This is a genomic window from Chryseobacterium sp. G0201, assembly GCF_003815655.1.
Taxonomy (GTDB): domain Bacteria; phylum Bacteroidota; class Bacteroidia; order Flavobacteriales; family Weeksellaceae; genus Chryseobacterium.
Genome location: NZ_CP033917.1, coordinates 3,011,875 through 3,030,860, shown reverse-complemented (window position 1 = coordinate 3,030,860; position 18,986 = coordinate 3,011,875). Strand labels below are relative to the sequence as shown.

At 31.1% G+C, this 18,986-nt stretch carries 19 protein-coding genes and 1 pseudogene; 8 read left to right on the top strand and 12 right to left on the bottom strand.

Features of this window, described 5'->3' with window-relative positions:
• Nucleotides 1–18: 18 nt before the first annotated feature.
• Nucleotides 19–1,086, bottom strand: coding sequence for a hypothetical protein (locus EG348_RS13705; RefSeq protein WP_123983582.1), 1,068 nt, complete (start codon nt 1,084–1,086; stop codon nt 19–21).
• A gap of 552 nt (nt 1,087–1,638) precedes the next feature.
• The gene (locus tag EG348_RS13700) at nt 1,639–2,514 is read right to left on the bottom strand and encodes a helix-turn-helix domain-containing protein (RefSeq protein ID WP_123983581.1); all 876 of its coding nucleotides are present in this window, start codon (nt 2,512–2,514) and stop codon (nt 1,639–1,641) included.
• Nucleotides 2,515–2,667: 153 nt separating this feature from the next.
• Between EG348_RS13700 and EG348_RS13695 the strand changes: the two genes are divergently transcribed.
• Nucleotides 2,668–3,063: a RidA family protein gene (locus EG348_RS13695; protein ID WP_123983580.1), complete on the top strand. Its 396-nt coding sequence runs from the start codon at nt 2,668–2,670 to the stop codon at nt 3,061–3,063.
• A gap of 160 nt (nt 3,064–3,223) precedes the next feature.
• Here EG348_RS13695 and EG348_RS13690 read toward each other — a convergent pair whose 3' ends face one another.
• Entirely contained in the window at nt 3,224–3,541 is a 318-nt protein-coding gene (locus EG348_RS13690) for a hypothetical protein (RefSeq protein WP_123983579.1), read from the bottom strand.
• 350 nt (nt 3,542–3,891) lie between these two features.
• Nucleotides 3,892–4,227, bottom strand: a complete 336-nt coding sequence (locus tag EG348_RS13685; RefSeq protein ID WP_123983578.1) for a hypothetical protein — start codon at nt 4,225–4,227, stop codon at nt 3,892–3,894.
• Between the two features lie 523 nt (nt 4,228–4,750).
• On the opposite strand from EG348_RS13685, the gene EG348_RS13680 reads away from it, so the two are divergent.
• From EG348_RS13680 to EG348_RS13655, 6 genes and pseudogenes are all read left to right on the top strand, one after another.
• Complete coding sequence (locus tag EG348_RS13680) at nt 4,751–4,981, top strand: hypothetical protein (RefSeq protein WP_123983577.1); 231 nt, start codon at nt 4,751–4,753, stop codon at nt 4,979–4,981.
• Nucleotides 4,982–5,460: 479 nt separating this feature from the next.
• A complete protein-coding gene (locus tag EG348_RS13675) occupies nt 5,461–6,525 on the top strand; it encodes a hypothetical protein (RefSeq protein ID WP_123983576.1) in 1,065 nt (354 codons plus the stop codon).
• Nucleotides 6,526–6,537: 12 nt separating this feature from the next.
• Nucleotides 6,538–6,714 (top strand): annotated as a pseudogene (locus EG348_RS13670) (DNA polymerase beta superfamily protein); the annotation flags it as partial.
• A gap of 248 nt (nt 6,715–6,962) precedes the next feature.
• Nucleotides 6,963–7,868 (top strand): ABC transporter ATP-binding protein, encoded by a 906-nt coding sequence (locus EG348_RS13665; RefSeq protein ID WP_123983575.1) that lies wholly within the window; start codon nt 6,963–6,965, stop codon nt 7,866–7,868.
• Between the two features lie 3 nt (nt 7,869–7,871).
• Nucleotides 7,872–10,100 (top strand): redoxin family protein, encoded by a 2,229-nt coding sequence (locus EG348_RS13660; protein WP_123983574.1) that lies wholly within the window; start codon nt 7,872–7,874, stop codon nt 10,098–10,100.
• 290 nt (nt 10,101–10,390) lie between these two features.
• Entirely contained in the window at nt 10,391–10,579 is a 189-nt protein-coding gene (locus EG348_RS13655) for a VOC family protein (RefSeq protein ID WP_228414746.1), read from the top strand.
• A gap of 473 nt (nt 10,580–11,052) precedes the next feature.
• Here EG348_RS13655 and EG348_RS13650 read toward each other — a convergent pair whose 3' ends face one another.
• From EG348_RS13650 to EG348_RS13620, 7 genes are all read right to left on the bottom strand, one after another.
• Nucleotides 11,053–12,102 carry a squalene/phytoene synthase family protein gene (locus tag EG348_RS13650; RefSeq protein WP_123983573.1) on the bottom strand — a complete coding sequence of 350 codons (1,050 nt, stop codon included), beginning with the start codon at nt 12,100–12,102 and terminating at the stop codon, nt 11,053–11,055.
• 867 nt (nt 12,103–12,969) lie between these two features.
• Entirely contained in the window at nt 12,970–13,329 is a 360-nt protein-coding gene (locus tag EG348_RS13645; protein ID WP_123983572.1) for a hypothetical protein, read from the bottom strand.
• A gap of 13 nt (nt 13,330–13,342) precedes the next feature.
• Entirely contained in the window at nt 13,343–13,888 is a 546-nt protein-coding gene (locus EG348_RS13640) for a hypothetical protein (protein ID WP_123983571.1), read from the bottom strand.
• A gap of 443 nt (nt 13,889–14,331) precedes the next feature.
• Nucleotides 14,332–14,508 (bottom strand): hypothetical protein, encoded by a 177-nt coding sequence (locus tag EG348_RS22090; protein WP_410494148.1) that lies wholly within the window; start codon nt 14,506–14,508, stop codon nt 14,332–14,334.
• 37 nt (nt 14,509–14,545) lie between these two features.
• Nucleotides 14,546–14,851, bottom strand: coding sequence for an IS3 family transposase (locus EG348_RS13630; RefSeq protein ID WP_123983570.1), 306 nt, complete (start codon nt 14,849–14,851; stop codon nt 14,546–14,548).
• Nucleotides 14,852–14,939: 88 nt separating this feature from the next.
• Nucleotides 14,940–15,230, bottom strand: a complete 291-nt coding sequence (locus EG348_RS13625) for a transposase (protein ID WP_123983569.1) — start codon at nt 15,228–15,230, stop codon at nt 14,940–14,942.
• A gap of 472 nt (nt 15,231–15,702) precedes the next feature.
• A complete protein-coding gene (locus EG348_RS13620) occupies nt 15,703–16,056 on the bottom strand; it encodes a hypothetical protein (protein WP_123983568.1) in 354 nt (117 codons plus the stop codon).
• A 1,066-nt stretch (nt 16,057–17,122) separates the two neighbouring features.
• Here EG348_RS13620 and EG348_RS21895 point away from each other — a divergent pair.
• Nucleotides 17,123–17,899, top strand: coding sequence for an outer membrane beta-barrel protein (locus EG348_RS21895; protein WP_228414745.1), 777 nt, complete (start codon nt 17,123–17,125; stop codon nt 17,897–17,899).
• A 510-nt stretch (nt 17,900–18,409) separates the two neighbouring features.
• On the opposite strand, the gene EG348_RS13610 is transcribed toward EG348_RS21895, so the two are convergent.
• Nucleotides 18,410–18,901, bottom strand: coding sequence for a hypothetical protein (locus EG348_RS13610; protein ID WP_228414744.1), 492 nt, complete (start codon nt 18,899–18,901; stop codon nt 18,410–18,412).
• Nucleotides 18,902–18,986 lie beyond the last annotated feature (85 nt).

Below are 18,986 nucleotides of genomic sequence, written 5' to 3'. Positions count from 1 at the left end.
GTAGATGGTCGTATTGAATTACTTAAAATAGCGGGATTTCAGAATATCATATTGGGTCAATCCTCTGTGTTTCGGTGAATCTTCTATTTTTTGTTTCCATGAAGGATCTAATTTGTCTAAAATATATCCCAATGCTGCTCCTTTATCATACGATGCTTGTCTTGCCAGATACTCATGATAAGGCTTGTTTTTAATGATATGTTCTAAGACTTGTGAAAAAGTAAATGATTTACCTTGTTCATTGGTGTTAAAATGTTTGTCTTTGGCAGTAAGATCAGAATATCTGTGTTCTAAGTATTCTGCGGTGCCTTCTATGGCTTCACTGTTTTTTTCAGCGATTAGCTGCGGCCATTTTTTAAGTCTGATATCACGAATTTCAACCCATTGCTTCATGATAGAATCAAGTTTTTTGGTATCCGTAGTTTTTAATCCTTCATCCAGCAGTTTATATTCTTTTCTTAGTAGATTAAAATTTTCTTTATTGTATGGATAATTTTCTATGTAATCTCCTCCATCTTTATCGTAGATCCACTTTTTTTGGACATAAAGATGAAAGGCCTCATGAAGAGAAAAGTAGTTGAAATCGGGGAAAATAATTTTTTTATCAAATAACTCAGGATAAAATTTAAAAGCCAGCATTTCTTTATTCTCTAATGTTGAATACCTGAAAGCTCCAGGAATTAAATATTTTACAGATTCACTTCCCAAATATCTTGCTAAGTAAACGTCTTTCAGATACGGATTGCCTGGAAAATTGATCTTTTTATACTTTTTCGTATCCACCCATTTACTGGTGTTAATTAAGTATATGTAGTGACAGCTGTATTTGGATTTATCAGACCGAATTAATATTAGTGGCTCCTTATTATATTGATATGCCGACGTCCAAAGCTTATCTGCTGATTGATCAAATGTTTTATACTGTAAGGTTAATTCATCAAACATTTTCTGATCGGTTGGGTCTAACTTGGAATAGCTGTCAGGAAAAGGTTTTTTTAATAAGAAATATGCTAAAATGGGAACTGCGATAGTCAAAAAAAAGATCACGAAGTGTCTTCTTTTGACATTTTTTTTTAAAATTGTCATAACTTTTTTTCATTTGTATTTCCGGCAAATTTAAACAATTTATCCTTCGCTTTTTTTTTCTAAAGATTTAACTAAAATGTATTAGTTTATTTTTCACTTAAACTAATAATTATGAAAGTGATGAAAACATTAATTTTGCTGATTACAGGATTCTAAAACCTCTTTTATAAACGGTTTTAGAAATTAGAAAAGAAGTTAACTTAGAAAATAAATTGAGAAAAAAAGTAAACATTTTATTCAAATAACTTCTTCCAATTTTTAAAAATAATCTCACGAACGATCATTTATAAATCTCACAAAATGATCATAATAATAATGAAGAAATAAAAGAAATGGCAAATAAAAAAATCTAACTTTTGCAAGTTAGGATTTCAATTTTACTTCACTAGAGGCTTTCTTGGTATTCAAAAACAATCATAATAAATTTTATTTGTATCATAAATTATTTTACGACAGTTGTACAAATCATATCGATGCAACGCATAAATATGAAGGTTAGAATCAATTTTAAGCAATATAACTAATGGAAAGAAGATATCTCAAATCACTATTTTAACGAGATTTCGTTTCGCTAGGATTATATCCAAAATGAGTTTTATATAAACGAGAAAAATGTGAAACATTTTCATATCCTACCTCATTACAAATATCTGCAATGGTTAATTGAGTAGAAAATATTAATTCTTTAGCTTTTTGCAGCCGTTTTTCTTGAATCCATTTTCCAGGTGTAGTTTGAAATGATTCAACAAATTCACGATGAAAAGCCGACAAACTTCGTCCTGAAATATAAGCCAATTCTTTAAGAGTATAAGATTGGAGATAATTTGTTTCTACAACATTCATCAAATCTCTGGTTTCATTACGATTAAGATTCAATAATTGTTGTAAGAATATCGGATTTTCTTCCGAAAGGTCATAAAGCAATTCCAGTACTTTAAGCTTATATAAACCCGTTCTAATTCTTTCGTTATCATCAAAATAAGATTTTAATGATGCTAAAAAGGTTTGTAACCGTATTCCGTACGGATGAATTAAAACTTCATTATCTGAGGTGCTATTTTTAGAATATTCATCCATTTCTATTAACTTAATAAAATCAAGAATAACATCTTTTTTTAGAGAAAAGGATACACTTTCATACATGAAATTGTCTTTTGCTTCGCCCCTTTTTACAATCTCAACATAAGTTGCCTTTTTAAGCAACAACATTTCTCCCTTTTTTAAAGAAATTAGCTGATTCCCAATTTGTAATTCATTTGTTCCTTCTACAGAAAATAATAAAAAATGTTCTTTGAGCATATTCGTTTTATGGAACGGAGTTTTGTGTTGTTGCCTACAAATTTCAGTCGTTCCAATTTTATTTGATGTTAGCACGATATGCGTTCCTTGATACAAATTATTATCCTCCACTTTTTTTACAACATTCATATTGTTCTAGTTTTTTCAAAATTACAAAACTCTTGCGGGCATTTTTTATCGTTATCAAAAATACTTGAAAGAAATAGTCATTAAAGATGAAAGGTTTAGCAATCTTGTTATTCTATTTAAAGTGGAAATTTGCATCATTAAATATTCAAAAAAATGATAAAATTTAAAAATTCGGAAAAAGTATTTCATATTAAAGGTTTATCTCAGGTTGTAGAAATTCCGTTGGAAAATCAGAAAATGTTAGTTCTATCTGGGCAAATTCCTCTTAATCAAAAAGGAGAATTAGTGGGTAATGATGTAAAAACACAAACTGTTCAGATTTTCGAAAATGTAAAAGCTATTTTAGAAAGTTGTGGAGCAAGTATGAACGACATTATAAAACTGGGAATTTTCATAACAGATATTACGCAAACAGCCAGTTACAGAGAAGTAAGAGACCAGTATGTCAATCTTGAAACGCCACCAACAAGCACGCTTTTGGAAGTGAAAGGTTTGTTTAGAGCTGATGTTTTTATTGAAATTGAAGTGGCAGCTATTGTAATTAACTAATTTTTTTTAATAAATCAAAAAATAAAGTCTTTATTTTTTAGAGCATTGTCTTTTGTCATTTTGCTATATCTATTCAAATAATCGTAGAAAAGGTTTAAATCCGATGACAGACACATACTGCCATGAACATTAGTCTGGCAATATGACAGAAATTATAAATTTAAGTTCCGTTCTTCGATTGAACTTGCTGCAAAACTGAACTTTTGTGCTTCGACTTCCACCAGATAACTAAGCCGAAATACGGAAATATTGCTAAAATTATTTTCAAAACGACAGCAAATACCACAAAATGCGGTATTTGCTGTCGTTTTGTATTTAGATTCGCCGTATTAAATATAAAGTGGGGAACATTTAAAGATGAGTTAAGAATGTAGGAAAAAATCGAGGTAAGCATTTTAATTTCAGAACTTAGCTTGTCGATATTATAATCATCTGTGTATTGAAGAACATTTTTATTATAAGATGTAAACAGTTTCATTTAAATAAAATGCTAAAATAAGATTAAGCCTTTATGATGGTTATGTATATGGTCGGATATCTTTTAGCTTAATTTACAATAGTAGATAGTTTAGTGTGATTGAACTGAAAGACATTAACAAATATTTTGATAAAGTTGCGATTATCTAAAGTGAGAGTAGAATAAATAATTGAAATATTTACATTTTGCATAACTATTAAAAAAAAGCACAAAAAATAAAAAAAAAGGATCACATAATCCAATATTATTGATTATATGCTAAAAATTGGCTTTAAATGGTTTATTATTTGATGCTTTAAAAAAATATTTATTGAAAAGTAAGATTATGCTAATAAGCGAAGAACTTTTACTTAGTTATGGTGGCATATGCGTTGAATATGAATTTGATGATGAGATTTTTGTTGAAGGTAGTATTTCAAAGTATTATTTTCAAATACGAAATATGCTTTTTCCGATTTTAAGTTTAAGCCAGAGGTTGGATGTTTTTTTATTTCTTTAGTACCCCAATATGTAGGCATTAATACAATCCCGTTATGATTAACTATTGCAGGAATTGTTGGTTCTGTCTGTTTACTAAAAGCATTGATTTGCCCTATTATGAAATTGGGAGTACCAATTTCTTCAGCATTAAAATCTGTCATTGCCTTTTTGAGGTTTACACCTTTGGAATTGAAATTATAACACATGATTCTAATTTTGGCAAATAAGGGTGTACAAAAACTATGCTTAATTGTATTTGAAAACAAATACTTATAAAAATAAATTAAATAATTTTTGGATCCGTTGTTTTTCTGAAATTTGAAACAAGAACCTCATTATAATGGAGCTTAGTTTTAAGTATTCATAAACATTATTAAAATTAATCTTATAAATTATAAAAAAAGCTAAATTTTATTTAGAAATATTTCTACATCTGAAAAATATCTAACTTTCCATGAAGCAAAGAATACGATGGAAGATTATACTAATAACCATTTAGCCGAAATAATTTCGCGAAGTTTAGTGCAATTAAAAGAAGGTATACAAAATCAAGAAAATATTGCAAACAAGTTTGAAAATTCCGTCTCAAAAATCGAATAAGAGAATACAGAAATAGAATTGAAAATATTAGAACTTAAAACATTGCGTTTAGTGCCTGATTTGAGTCATTTAAACTCCTTTTACAAGGACAGAACAGAAAGAGCAGTGTAGAACAATAAAAGAATAAAGATGCTTAAATTAAGTTTATATGTTTGGGCTACTTCCTTCATTATGTTAATTACAAGTTTTATAGTATTTTTGTATACATCTTCTAAAACAGAACAACAATCAATTGAAGCTCAAAAGCAGTACAAGGAAAATCTTTTGAAGGATAACGTTATTATTTCTACAGAAAATGCCAAACTTTTAAAAGATATGGACACCGTCTCTCCCCGAGAAGATCCATACAGCTTTTTTTAAGATGTCACGCTCAAGCTTTGTTTCTTCAAGTTCCCTTCGAAGCCTCAGTAGCTCTTCTCTTATAGGATCGGAGGAATTTTTTTTTCCTTTGTAAGCCGACCTTCTTTGTGAAGGTTTCTCCAATTGACTAGACTTTCTTTGCAAATCCCCAATTCTTGAGCCACCAAGGATACATTGTCTCGCTGTTCACTTAAAGATACTCTTTTCCATACTCTTAAAGTTAAAGAGTATAAGAACTGTGTCCTAACAAAATTAGCAACTCGAGATTAAAGATGTTCATTTTTATTCGAATTATAACAGGTGAAAATAAATGTTTTAAACCACATAAAGAGATTTTAATTAGATTTCAATTCTGATAATTTAGTATGATTATTATATTAAATACAAAATGAACTAATACGTATTAGTTAAATATTCAGAGAAAAAAAAAGATAGAATAAATTGTTTAAATTTGCCGGAAATACAAATGAAAAAAAGTTATGACAATTTTAAAAAAAAATGTCAAAAGAAGACACTTCGTGATCTTTTTTTTGACTATCGCAGTTCTCATCTTAGCATATTTCTTGTTAAAACCTTCTCCAGACAGCTATTCCGAGTTAGACCCAACCGATCAGAAAATGTTTGATGAATTAACCTTACAGTATAAAACATTTGATCAATCAGCAGATAAGCTTTGGACGTCGGCATATCAATATAATAAGGAGCCATTAATATTAATTCGGTCTGATAAATCAAAACTCAGCTGCCAATACATATACTTAGTTAACACCAGTAAATGGGTGAATACGAAAAAGTATAAAAAGATCAATTTTCCAGGCAATCCGTATCTGAAAGACGTTTACTTAGCAAGATATTTAGGAAGTGAATCTTTAAAATATTTTTTTCCTGGAGCTTTCAGGTATTCAACATTAGAGAATAAAGAAATGCTGGCTTTTAAATTTTATCCTGAGTTATTTGATAAAAAAGTTATTTTTCCGGATTTCAACTACTTTTCTCTACATGAAGCCTTTCATCTTTATGTCCAAAAAAAGTGGATCTACGATAAAGATGGAGGGGATTACATAGAAAATTATCCATACAATAAAGAAAATTTTGATCTCCTGAGAAAAGAATATAAACTGCTGGACGAAGGATTAAAAGCCACAGATACCAAAAAACTTGATTCTATCATGAAACAATGGATTGAAATTCGTGATATCAGACTTAAAAAATGGCCACAGCTTATCGCTGAAAAGAACAGTGAAGCCATAGAAGGCACCGCAGAATACTTAGAACATAGATTTTCTGATCTTACTGCCAAAGACAAACATTTTAACACCAATGAACAAGGTAAATCATTTACTTTTTCGCAGTTATTAGAGCTTATAATTTCCAATAAGGCTTACCATCAATTACTGACAAAACGAACATCATATGATAAAGGAGCTGCATTGGGATATATTTTAGACAAATTAGATTCTTCATGGAAACAAAAAATAGAAGATTCACCGGAACACAGAGGATTGACCCAATATGATATTCTGAAATCCCGCTATTTTAAGTAATTCAATACGACCATCTATAGCCTAAAATCCCGTGAACTGATCCTCTTCCAGTCCATCTCCGGTAGTCGTTCTTTCGGGCTCGCAACCGAAAACTCAGATACAGACATCCGTGGAGTATATTTCTTACCAAAAGAAGACTTTCTTGGGTTAAATTATACTCCGCAGTTTTCTAATGAGATGAATGAGATTTTTGCTTCAAATTTTGACGATTTGTAAAATCACGCAAACATGAATGAAAAATTTACTTTATGACAATACTTTGTAAAGTTCTGTCTGGAGATTCTTTACACTATCCAAAAATAAAGATTTGATTGTGCAAAAACATCATTCTTTCTTATAAGAGAAAAAATATTATGTGTGATTTAAATCGTTGAAAATTTAAATATTACTAATCACTGCTTTAGAATAATCTATAGATTATCATAAAAATAAACGACATGAAAAATATCATTGAAATTAAGGATTTGAATTTTGGCTTCACCCGTCAAAAGCTTATCCTTAAAAATGTGAATCTTAAAGTTCCCAAAGGATCAATATACGGCTTTCTTGGTGCGAACGGCGCCGGAAAATCTACAACAATGCGCCTTATCATGGGACTTTTCAACGATCACTCAAATTCGGTAAAAGTTTTTGGGGGAAATGTTTCTTCAATTTATCCTGAGGCTTTACAAAACATCGGTTGTTTGATTGATTACCCGGCATTTTATGATCATCTGTCGGGATATGACAATCTGAAAATTGTCTGCGTCATCAGAAATTTAGATACAGTAAAGATTGATGATGTTTTAGAAACAGTAGGGCTTTTTCACGCACGACATATTAAGATGAAAAAATACTCGCTTGGCATGAAACAACGTCTTGCAATAGCTTTGGCACTCATCAGTGATCCTGAACTCCTGGTTTTAGACGAGCCAGTAAACGGTCTCGATCCAAAGGGAATGCTTGAAGTACGTGAACTGCTTATTAAACTCAACCGTGAAAGAGGGGTAACGATTTTGATTTCAAGTCACCTTCTATTAGAGATTGAGAAAATGGTGACGCATCTCGGCATAATCTCTCATGGAGAGATAAAATTTGAGGGTAGCAAGGAAGATTTAAATAACCTTTATAAATTCCAGAAAACTAAATTTCAGCTGAGCGATGCAGAAAAATATAGGGATTTACTTAAAGATCAATATTCTGTAGAACTAAAATCTGAAACTGAGATCTTGATCGTAACCAATTCACAGCAAGAAATCGCCACAATCACAACTCTTTTAGTGAAATCTGGCGCAAAAATTTATCAGATTGTTGCCGCAGGTGGACTTGAAGAATGGTTCATGGAAATTACTAAACAAAACTAAGCAATGAAAAAAGAATTACATTATATAAAAACAGCTTTTGCTGCAGAATGGCTGAAAACTAAAAATCTAGGATTATTTGTTTTAGCCGTTATTTTTGCAGTCATTGCTCCGATTCTCTCATTTGCAACTAAAATTATATTTGAAGATAGCAGAGTATACAATGGAGTTGAAAAATCAGCAATACATCAAAGTTTCCTATCCCTTTTAAGTATGTATGGTGAATTTCTATTAATATTGTTTATTATTATAAGTGCAACCAGAGTAGCTCAGATAGATCATAAAAATAATGGCTGGACATTTTTAGAAACCCAACCATTAAGTAAATTTAGTATTTATACAGGGAAATTTTTTGTTGTCGTTGCGCTATTTCTGATTTCTGAAATACTATTTTTCGCTTCTACAGCTTTTTTTGCCTCTCTTACTCAAGCTATATTTCCCCAAACGAATCTAGACTACAGCATTGATATACTCTGGCTTATACAAATATTTCTTCGTCTGTTTGTAGTAGCATTAGGGGTAATCTCTTTACAAATGATGCTTTCCATTATAATCTCAGGATTCATATGGCCTTTTGTCATAGGCATTTTAGGGCTTGTTCTTAACGTAGTTGCTAATCAGAGATCTTTGATATTTGATTTTTCGCCATATAATAATATTAATGTAACTCTATCTTATCCTGATTCCTATGAATTAAACAGTTACTTTAATTATTCTGAATATATGGGTATCTTTTGGATGATTGTTTTTCTTCTGATCGGCTATGTTTGGTACAGTTGTCGTGGATTTAAGACAGCCTTCATTAAAAACACTCAAACATTTGTGCGAACTTTATTTGGAATTGCACTTGCTGTTGCACTATACTTTTTTATTACGAAACCTATTTATCCTGTGAAAAAAACTAGTGAAACTATTATTGAAGGCTTTGTAGCATCTTCAAAACAAATAAATGAGATAACTATAGTTTCCCAAGAGATTGAAGAGCCAATTGCAAAAATTCCCGTGAAAGAAGGAAATTTTTTTTGGAAATCTAAAAAGAATATCACGTTAAATAATTATCGAATTATCATAGGTCAGAAATCGCATATTTTTGTTTTGTCAAAAGGAGATCATTTGAAGTTTGATATCAAAATTGATCCGAAAAATTTTAAAGTCATAATGAAAGGAACCCGAAAGGCAGAAAACGAATTTATCACGGCCAACAGTAATAGAAATTCTAAGTTTTATAGTTGGATAGTTCCTCAAAAACAATTCACCAATACACCTGAAAAGTTTTATAGGGAAGCTAAAGTTGAGTGGAAAGAAGGAGAAAAGTATCTTGCTAATTACCGTACTAAGGAGAATATTTACTTTGCAGATGATTTCAGAAAATTTCAGCAACAAAAAAACGCTGTGAATATGCTGAATGCTATTTATGATTTTCAAAAAATGACATCTTTCATTGATAAAAAATTTGTCCCTCCAAAAGAGTTTATTAATGAATTGCAAAGCACTTTAAAAAAACCATCTGGAATATTGCTTTCCACTCAGGAATATAAAAATTATAGAATCAAGAGGTTTTTACCTGAAGAAGGGACTAAAAGCCCCGATAGTATAGCGTTCAGCAAAATATCAAAAATGCCTTTAGGATTAGAAAGAGATCAGCTTCTTTCTTATCAACTCATAAAGATGATGGATTTGATTAAGGATGAGCAACAGAGAAATAAATTATTCCTTTCAAAAGTAGGTGAGTTTAAAGACAAAAAATATGGAAAGTATGTTGCCGGTCAGCTTCAGGTAATTAACAATCAGCAAAAAGGTAAGCCCTTTCCAGCGATTGCATTTTTTGATCAGAGTGGCAAGAAATTTAATCTTACAAAGTTTAAAGGAAAATATGTTGTAATTGACTTTTGGGCAACATGGTGTGGACCATGTAAGGAGACAACACCCGTTTTTGAATATTTTGCAAATCATTATGCGTATGACGATAAAATGGTTTTTCTATCTGCTAGCATAGACGAGGATAAGAACAAATGGAAACTTGATATAAAAAATAAAAAAACACCTGTGCAACAATCGTGGGTTGAAGATCCAAATGCATTAGCAAAACTGGGTGTGAATGCTATTCCAAGGTTTATGATTATTGATCGTGAAGGAAAGATTTATAATGCTAATTTTCCACGGCCAGACGACAGTAATTTTCAAGACCTAATTGATGAACTTCCAAGAAAAGAAACTTTCAAACTAGAATTCTAATAGACAAAAAAATCTTTTTTAAAGATACCTATCTTTGAACGAGGTTTCCATCAATTTTTTCCTTAGTAACTTGTTTCAGAATATTGGTAGTCCATATTAGAGAAATGTCTTTAAATATTTACCATTAATTCAAACACAACAAGGACTACTGACAGACTATTGTCACAAATGCAACTTATTTTTGTCTCAGAAAATTAAACATTATGAATTTAGTATCTATTAGAATAATTACTTTTCGGTGGTGAAAGAGTAGTTAGGCAGCTAAAAACCGTACAGCAATTATTGAATTTATGGTTGAGGATGTAGAAAAAGAATATAATAGATTAACAACTTTTTTAGAACCATATATTGTCCAAAAGCCAACGATAATGCCTTGGGGAAATAATTCTCTCTTATTTAGAGATCCTGACGGAAATCTGGTCAATTTATTTACTCCAACTACATTGGAAGCAATTAAAAAATTTGAGCCTACAAATTAATCACTGTGATAATAAGCAAAAACACCAATAATTAATCATTGGTGTTTTTCAATTTTTAGTGTAATCGTTTTTTGAGACTAAAATTACTTAATTTTTAAACTCTAATTTTTTCCGATCTTTTTCATACTCTTAAAGGTAAAGAGTATAATAATTGTGTCCTAACAAAAGTAGCAACTCCAAACAACTTCTATTAAACATTTTTAAATATTTAAAATATCAACTTATAACAATGATAACTACTAGATTTTGTTTTTATTTAAATATAATTATCAAAAGTTACAGGGAATATCATATTGTTAAGTAACTTTTTCATTCTAACTTTCGATTAAGATTAACTTTGGATAATCGACTGAAAGGAGATAATCTTCGATTTCAGCCTTAGGAAATTTAACCACAAGAGAGTATCAAAATTTAATGTATAATCAATCTAAAAATGTAGCGTAAAGAGTATATAAATTTTGTCTCAAAAATAGTTACAAGTTCAGATCTGGTATAGTTAAAGAAACTGAATTAAAAAAATTGGTTAATGTTTTATCTCCTGTTCCTAAAATTCGAGTAATCATTATGACTTTTAGTATGTTAGTACGGGGCACCTTAATTTCTTCCTTCTTAGAAAAAGAAGGTTTTTCTTGTATTCTACTTAGTGAAAACAAAGAAAAACTGATTGTCCAAAATAAAAATCGACGGATTCCGGCTTCGGATTCCGGAATTAATAATGTGTATTTTAAAGCCTCTTGTAAATTTTTATAAGCAATATTTACCATTACAGTTTGCGATTTTCTGTAATTTTCGTTGTAGCTTTCAGGTTTAAGATGATATAGGTCATTCCCGTACAAGCTACGTGGCAACCAACAAAAACCTTCTTTACGATCTTCCCAGTGATCTAAAAGAATATTTGTAATTTGTAATCCGTTTCCAAATGATATTGCCAGTTTTTGCATTTCTTCACTATTTTGTGCTATTTTATTAGAATAATCTGCGAAAAGTTCTGTCAGCATCTCTCCTACAACACCAGCAGCATGGTAACAATAAATATTTAAATCCTCTAATGTCTCAAGACCACTTTCACTTCGCTGTTTTAAAAAAATCTGCATTCCATCCCACATAATTTTTACACATCGTTGGATTGCCTGTCTTTGCCTGGCATTGAACGTTTGTGTTATTTTTAGTACTAGCGGTAAATTGTACATAAGCTCACGTTCAGCTTCATTCGTCTGAATCGATAACTTGGGTGCAATTTCTAAGGCGAACTCTTTTGCGCTTTTTATATCATTCTCTAAAATCCAAATAAACTTTTTTCCATAATAAAATTTTTGTTCTATAGTCAATGCATAATCATCTTCAATTGTATCAAGTATTCGTGCTAGGAGATAAGCATTCATTACAACGCGACGTAATGGAGAAGGAAGTTGTGGTATTGTAATGGCAAAAGTACGTGAAACACGAGGAAAAATAGTTTTTAAATAATCTTCAGCTTGTTCCAATGACAAATCATACTGACATTGTGATAGTGGTTTTTTCATAATTTAATAATTAAGGATTGAAATTATAAAAGATATTATTTTTTTAAGAACATTTAGATATTCTTCAGCTAATCTGTCCATTAAAAGGTGGTAAGCTCTTAATTTGTTCACGTTTCTAAAACTTGTTACCTATAATAAAATTCTAAAAATAAGTTTATGTATCAAAATTAAAATAAGATTTTAATCATTGTAGAACTTACTAAAGATAAAATACAGTTCAAATAGAATAAAGAATAATACCATAACTCCATAAAAAACAGATTGCTTTGTTTTTACAAAAATAAAAGTACCACACAGTAAAATGTGGCTGATCATCCGTATAGCATATATAGGCATCAACTTTTCCAAATAGTAAGGACCTTTAATTAAAGTGTCGAAAATATCAATAAAAAAAACAGCGATAAGTAAAAGAAAAAACCACTTTTTTCTTGATAAAAAATAATTCTTATAATCGTCTCCATAATCTTTTACATCTGCCGGATATAAGAGCTGACAGAGTGTAAAATAAAGTAAAATATACATTATGATTAATATATATTCTGTAAAGGTCCACAATCTAACCCCTCTCAATGTATACTCCCACCACCAAAAATGAACCATTAAAAGAAATAAATATAATACCCACAGTAAATGAACCCAATATGGCTTTGTTCTTCCCGGGTGTTGAATAAATTTTACCGTCCCATTCAATAGACACCCTATCCCTAAACTTAGGATGATACTGATAACAGTTTTAATATGATTAAAAAAATCCATATTCTTAATGATTTAAATGAAGCTAATATTAGAAATAAAAGCGATAGTATAGTACCTGTCTAAGATTTATCCCTGAGATCCCTACTATAACAATGTTTTTAAAAAAATTTACTAATTACTTTTATCATGTTCAATTTCAGAAACCGTAGTAATCTCGGGAAGATTATCGTGTTCGTGATTTTTATTATATGTTTTGAGATATTTTCTATCGCTTTTTAAACCAAATGTTGATAGCAATCCACTGAGTTGCATTTTGATCCAATAATTAAAAATAAATTTATTTTGGTCTCGTTCTGCAAACATCATAGTTGTTTTATGCTGACTGTTTGGTAAAATTAAGTTAAAAACAAATGTTTTCACTTTTGGAGAAAAACGCCAACCATTTTTGTACTCTGGATTAAGAAATTTTACTTTTAACCCGTCATAACTAAAGTTCATGCTTCCTGTTGCTGCATATTGATTTCCTTTCAAAGAGCTGTATAAGTTATCTGCATATCCAGAGGTTATATCCAGTTCGCGACATATTGCTAAAATCTCTCAAATCTATTGCAGAAAAGTTTACATCAGCACTAAACCCGGCCAAGGTATCGACATATGATTCTCTATACGAAAATCGCTTTATATCAGCTGTAAATAATTTTCCCTCCAAATTGCTATCTCTTCTGTTTATATGATTACTTACATTGACTATATTTCCATTTAAAGCAGAAAATGGAATCTCACTCCATGCTTTCGTTTTTACTTCGAACTCTTTATAAACAACAGTGTTATTTTTCAATGAAATCGTATCAATGGAAAATGGAAGTTTTACAGAACTTATTAATTGAGTAGGCATCAGTTTATGCTGGAGAGGCTTAGGAGGTAAACTTTTATCTCTTGATATAATCAAATGAAGGTCATCAAAACCTATCTGCTTAAACGATAATATTGAGTCTGAAGAAAGTTTTCCAAATTGTTCAACTGAAAGCAATGCACAATCACCTTTGAGTTCAAAATAATTATCCTGATACCTTGAGTTTTTAAAAAACATTTCTTTGCTGAGAACTGGATGTAAATTAAAATTCGTTAGATAGAATTCACTTTTTGATGAATTCCAGCCATAATTTTTGACGTTTACCCTAATTGCATCATCTTTATATACAATTTGCCCAGAACTTGCAACTATTTTTGAGACAAAATTTATATACTCTTTACGCTACATTTTTAGATTGATTAGACATTAAATATTGATAAATAAATTCCGTTTTTAAGATCTTGAAAAAACTCTCTGTTACAGCATTATCATAGCAATTTCCTTTTACTCATCAATTTTCATTTCATTTGATGTATTCGTGATATGCTTCGCAATTCCGCTCTTACTTCGGATAATGTTTTTTCCGATTATTGACGTAAATTCTGTGCAGGCATACTGTATCCCTCTGTCTGAAATCGAAGATTATCTCCTTTCAGTCGATGAATGATATTTCGACGGAGTCAATGAAAAATTAAACTATCATGATCCTGTAAAGAACGATGAAGTCGTGCTATTTTCAAGGCAGCAATACTGGTGTCCTGAGCTTTCATCATATCACTTAACGACCACCCTATAACCTTTCTGTCAAACAAATTAATAACTGTCGTAAGATATAACCAACCTTGGCCTGTACGGATATAGGTAATATCAGAAACCCATACTTCTCTGCTGTTTTTAACCTGAAAATTTTGATTTAAATAATTTCTGGCAACAGGGTATCGATGAGATGAAACCTAACGAAGTGGTTCGGCGTAGCCAATTGGTAGTCTGCTTAAATTTTTTCTTTACAATACTTCTCAGGTCAAGCTCTCTCATCAGTTTGGCAACGAAAGGGCGAGAAGCTCTTATTTCTTTTGATTCCAGTTCCCTTACAATCCATGTGCTTCCATATCGGCCACAGCTCCAATGATAGATACTGATGATCTCCGCAGATAAAATAGCTCTTCTTCTGATTGCATAGTACGTTTTCTTTTCTTCCAATGATAGAAACTGCTCCTACTCACCTTTAATACCCCATACATCTTCCCGACAGGAAACACTCTAGCGTGTTCTTTGATAAATTTATATCTTACCCGTCTCTCACCAAGAAGATGTCTACCGCCTTTTTTAAGATGTCACGCTCAAGCTTTGTTTCTTTAGGTTCTTTGCGAAGCCTTAGTAACTCTTCTCTTATGGGATCGGAGGAAATTTGTTTTTCCTTGGTAAGCCTACCTTCTTTGTGAAGCTTTCTCCAATTGACTAGACTTTCTTTGCAAATCCCCAATTCTTGAGCCACCAACGAGACATTGCCTCGCTGTTCAATTAAAGATACTTCTTGGATCTTAAACTCTAAACTGTAATTTTTTCTGATCTTTTTCATACTCTTAAAGTTAAAGAGTAAGAATTATGTCCTAACAAAGTTAGCAACTCCAGTAACAACGTCTTCTTTTTTTTGATACAAATAGGCTGTGGAAGGTAACATTATCGATCTCGTAGATTGTTTAAAGTAAAGCGTATTGCATCTATTAAAACAATGGAACCATCACCTACTACATTTCCTTTTTGATCTCTAAAACGAATAAATCCATTATTATCTTTTACATAACCATTTAGCGAAAGCGATCCTGAAGTTAGATCGTTTTCATTAGATTGATAATAGGAAATCCCCTCCAGCTTGGGCCCTTGTTAAGACAACTCCCTAATCATGAGACCTGGAGCAGTAACATCTCCTTCACTAGAAAATTTTCCCGAAAATCCATTTTTAGATTGTGATCTTAAATCTGACGAAAATATGCTAAAAAAGATGCCTAATATAATAATTATAATTTGACGTATTATTACCCTATATTTTATTAGTTTGAATCAGACTTCATTTCTGATTGTCCAGGTTCTGGCACATTACCTTCCTCTTCATTTGTCATCTCAGTCTGTCCAGGCTCGGGAATTTTGTCATCACTTTGGGACTGCATCTGTAGCTGACCTGGCTCAAGGGCATTATTATTATTATTATTATTATTATTATTATTATTATTATTATTATTATTGGTAGTAGTATTGTAATTATTACTAGTTCTGCTTCCTCCTTGTATTTGGTAAACATTTTGACCAGGCTCAAGAGGTGCGTCATAGACCACAGGAACGGCCTCACAAGAGATTACAACTAAAAATGGTGTAATAATAAACATTGTTTTTAAAGTGACTTTCATAAAGATAAATTTTATTGTCAAATGTAGTACACTCTGTTTTATAAAGTACATGTACAACTGTAATATATTCGTAATTTATTACACATAAAATATATCCTATATCTTCCTGACACCCATGAAACCACCAAAAATTTGGCGAAAAATTACTGCTTAATAAATTGATAAAAATTAGTGGTCAAAAAAGTGCTAAAATTCAAAATACAAGTAATATAAAATTCTTAAAATCCAAATTTAAATGATTATCCAAACAGAAGAAATTAAAAAAACTACATCACTTATCCTTTAAAAAATCAAAATAACGTCAGTAGTGAATTCGGAAATTATAACATGTAATGATTGCTTTTTTAAAGATGAGTTCATAAAATTGCATAAACTCCAAGATTAGCAAAACAATTTGAATGAAAAAATATATTTATTGAATTTCTATTACATCTTGATTGCAATTCAACATTCCTCAATAATATATATATATATATATATTCCAAATTTATTATTATTTCACTATTTGACACCTCACAAATACTAAGAAAATATAAACTAATTTAAAAAGGACTATACAAGAAAACTATTTTGTTTATCAGTAAACATCCTACCGTTTTGCCTCAATTATGGTCAAGATTCCCTTAAACTCCAGACACTGCCTGATGACCCTTTGATTCAAAATTCTCAATCTCAAAAAACCTTATTCCAAAGGGAATGGATAAGAAAATCAACAGCACCTGCGCTACTATTCACTGCTTCTGCTGCAACTTGGGGAGAGCGAAAGAATATACGTGAAATCAGAAACAGATTTATTCCTACTTTTAAGGTCGGATATCATAATTATCTACAGTATGCACCTACAGCAGCGGTTTATGGACTCAAGTTGGCAGGAGTGAAAGGACGAAATAATATAGGAAGAGCTACCTTATCTTATGCCGCTAGTGTTGGTATTATGAGACTTATTGTTAATTCGTTAAAATATACGTCAAAAGTAGCGCCCAGACGGATCCAGTAAAAATTCTTTTCTCTCTGGACATACATCAATGGCTTTTACCAATGCCAGTTTTTACACAAAGCGTACGGATTGGTAAATCCTGCTTATAGTATTGGTGGTTATAGTGCTGCTGCGATTACCGGATTGGGAAGAAATTTAAATAATCGACATTGGATTTCCGATGTTTTAGCAGGAATAGGTATTATTTCTACAGAACTAGGTTATTTTTTTATCGATAAGATTTATAAAAATAAAGGTGACAATTTGGAGATGCTTGCCGATATTGAAGGAAATGGAAATCCGTCTTTCGTATCTCTGAAAGTAGGATCAACTTTGTCTACAACCAACTTTTTAAAGGAGTCTGACCTTACTGACAAGAAGGAGGTGGGTTTTGAGGTTGGTATTGAAGGAGCCTATTTTTTCTCGAAAAAATGGGGAATGGGTGGACATTTTAGTTTCAGTAGTTTTCCCATACACCCAACCAAATTTCTGGTAGATAACAATCTTGGAAATTTTGACATCACAACACAGTCATTGGGATTTCTAAACTTTGCTGTAGGACCATATTTTTCTCATGAAATATCAGATAATTTAGTTTTAAAGGCTACTGCTGGGTATTCCTCTGGCGTAAGTGGAAAATTTTTTATGAAAAGCGAAATTTTTGACCTTCCAACTGATGAATTTCAGGTGGCAGAATATAAACCTTCCAGTAACTTCAGACGGAACAGTGGTGCCGCTTTACCGTATAAATTTAAGCCAGAATTAGGTATAAAACTGTATATACCTACTACAACCAAACACACTCTCGCATCAGCTATCATTTTAGCGACATTCTCCAAAATGATCAAGAAATGGACAATAATCTAAATAACTATTCTACTCATGAAAAATTAAGTATGTTAGTTTAGTGATTAAATTAACAGCCTATTTTTAATTTGTTGTAAATAAAAATGTCTGATCGGAAGAACAATTTTTAGAATCATATTTCTAATTAAAATTTTAATCGAGTTTTATCATCCTAACAAATTTAACGATAAATCCAGCTTTTTAAGACGCATCTTCTTAAGATTTACTTGTTGATAAAAGAGAGGTTGCTGACGTACCATCTTAATTTTAAATAAAATAGAAATTTTGTTAGAAATCAAAACAGTACCAGAGCTTTCCGTACTGTTTTGATTAATTCGCTCATTGTGTTAAGTACTAAGATCAGGATCCTCACTTTCAATTATGACCTACCCTATCTTTTACCGTAGAGCCAAAGTCTCTATAAGAAATACTGTGTTATAAGGAATACTGATAAAAGAAAAATACCTGAACTAAATAATACGGTGTTTAATACAATTTCTTATATATCTAGTTCAAACCGATGTTTTTCACCTAAGGTTTCCAAAATGTCCACGCTGTTCCATTATACACTGCAAGTTGTCTTTTTACAGTATCATATACTATCATTCCGGCACTCGGACTTATAATATTCAAATGAGGACTTGCCACTTTAGGCAGTACCATCGCCTTATTTGTATCTGCGAGAACAAGAATTCCTTTTGTTGTATCCGTTCCCCCTGCGGTTGTACTAATACAAATCTTTGCACCTGGCTGTTCTATCCTGTCAGCCGCCTGAATACTCAAATCTGCCGTTCCTAATAAATCAACACTCATATCGAACCACGTATTGGTATCTTTCAAATATTTTACTTTAAAGTCTGAAGTATCATAAATAATCGTTCCATTTTCTATAATCTCTGTTTTATCAGTGACATATGGAAGAAGCAACCCTTTATTTTCATTATCTCCAAATTGTATGGAAACTGAGCCATTACTTACACTTTCTCTACTTATTCCTATCTGGGCCTGTAAAGATAAAGACATTATAAATCCGCTAATTACTATTATATTTTTAATCATTGTATATGAGTTTTGAAAAATTAAGAACCTTACTATCCATTAACCTTTA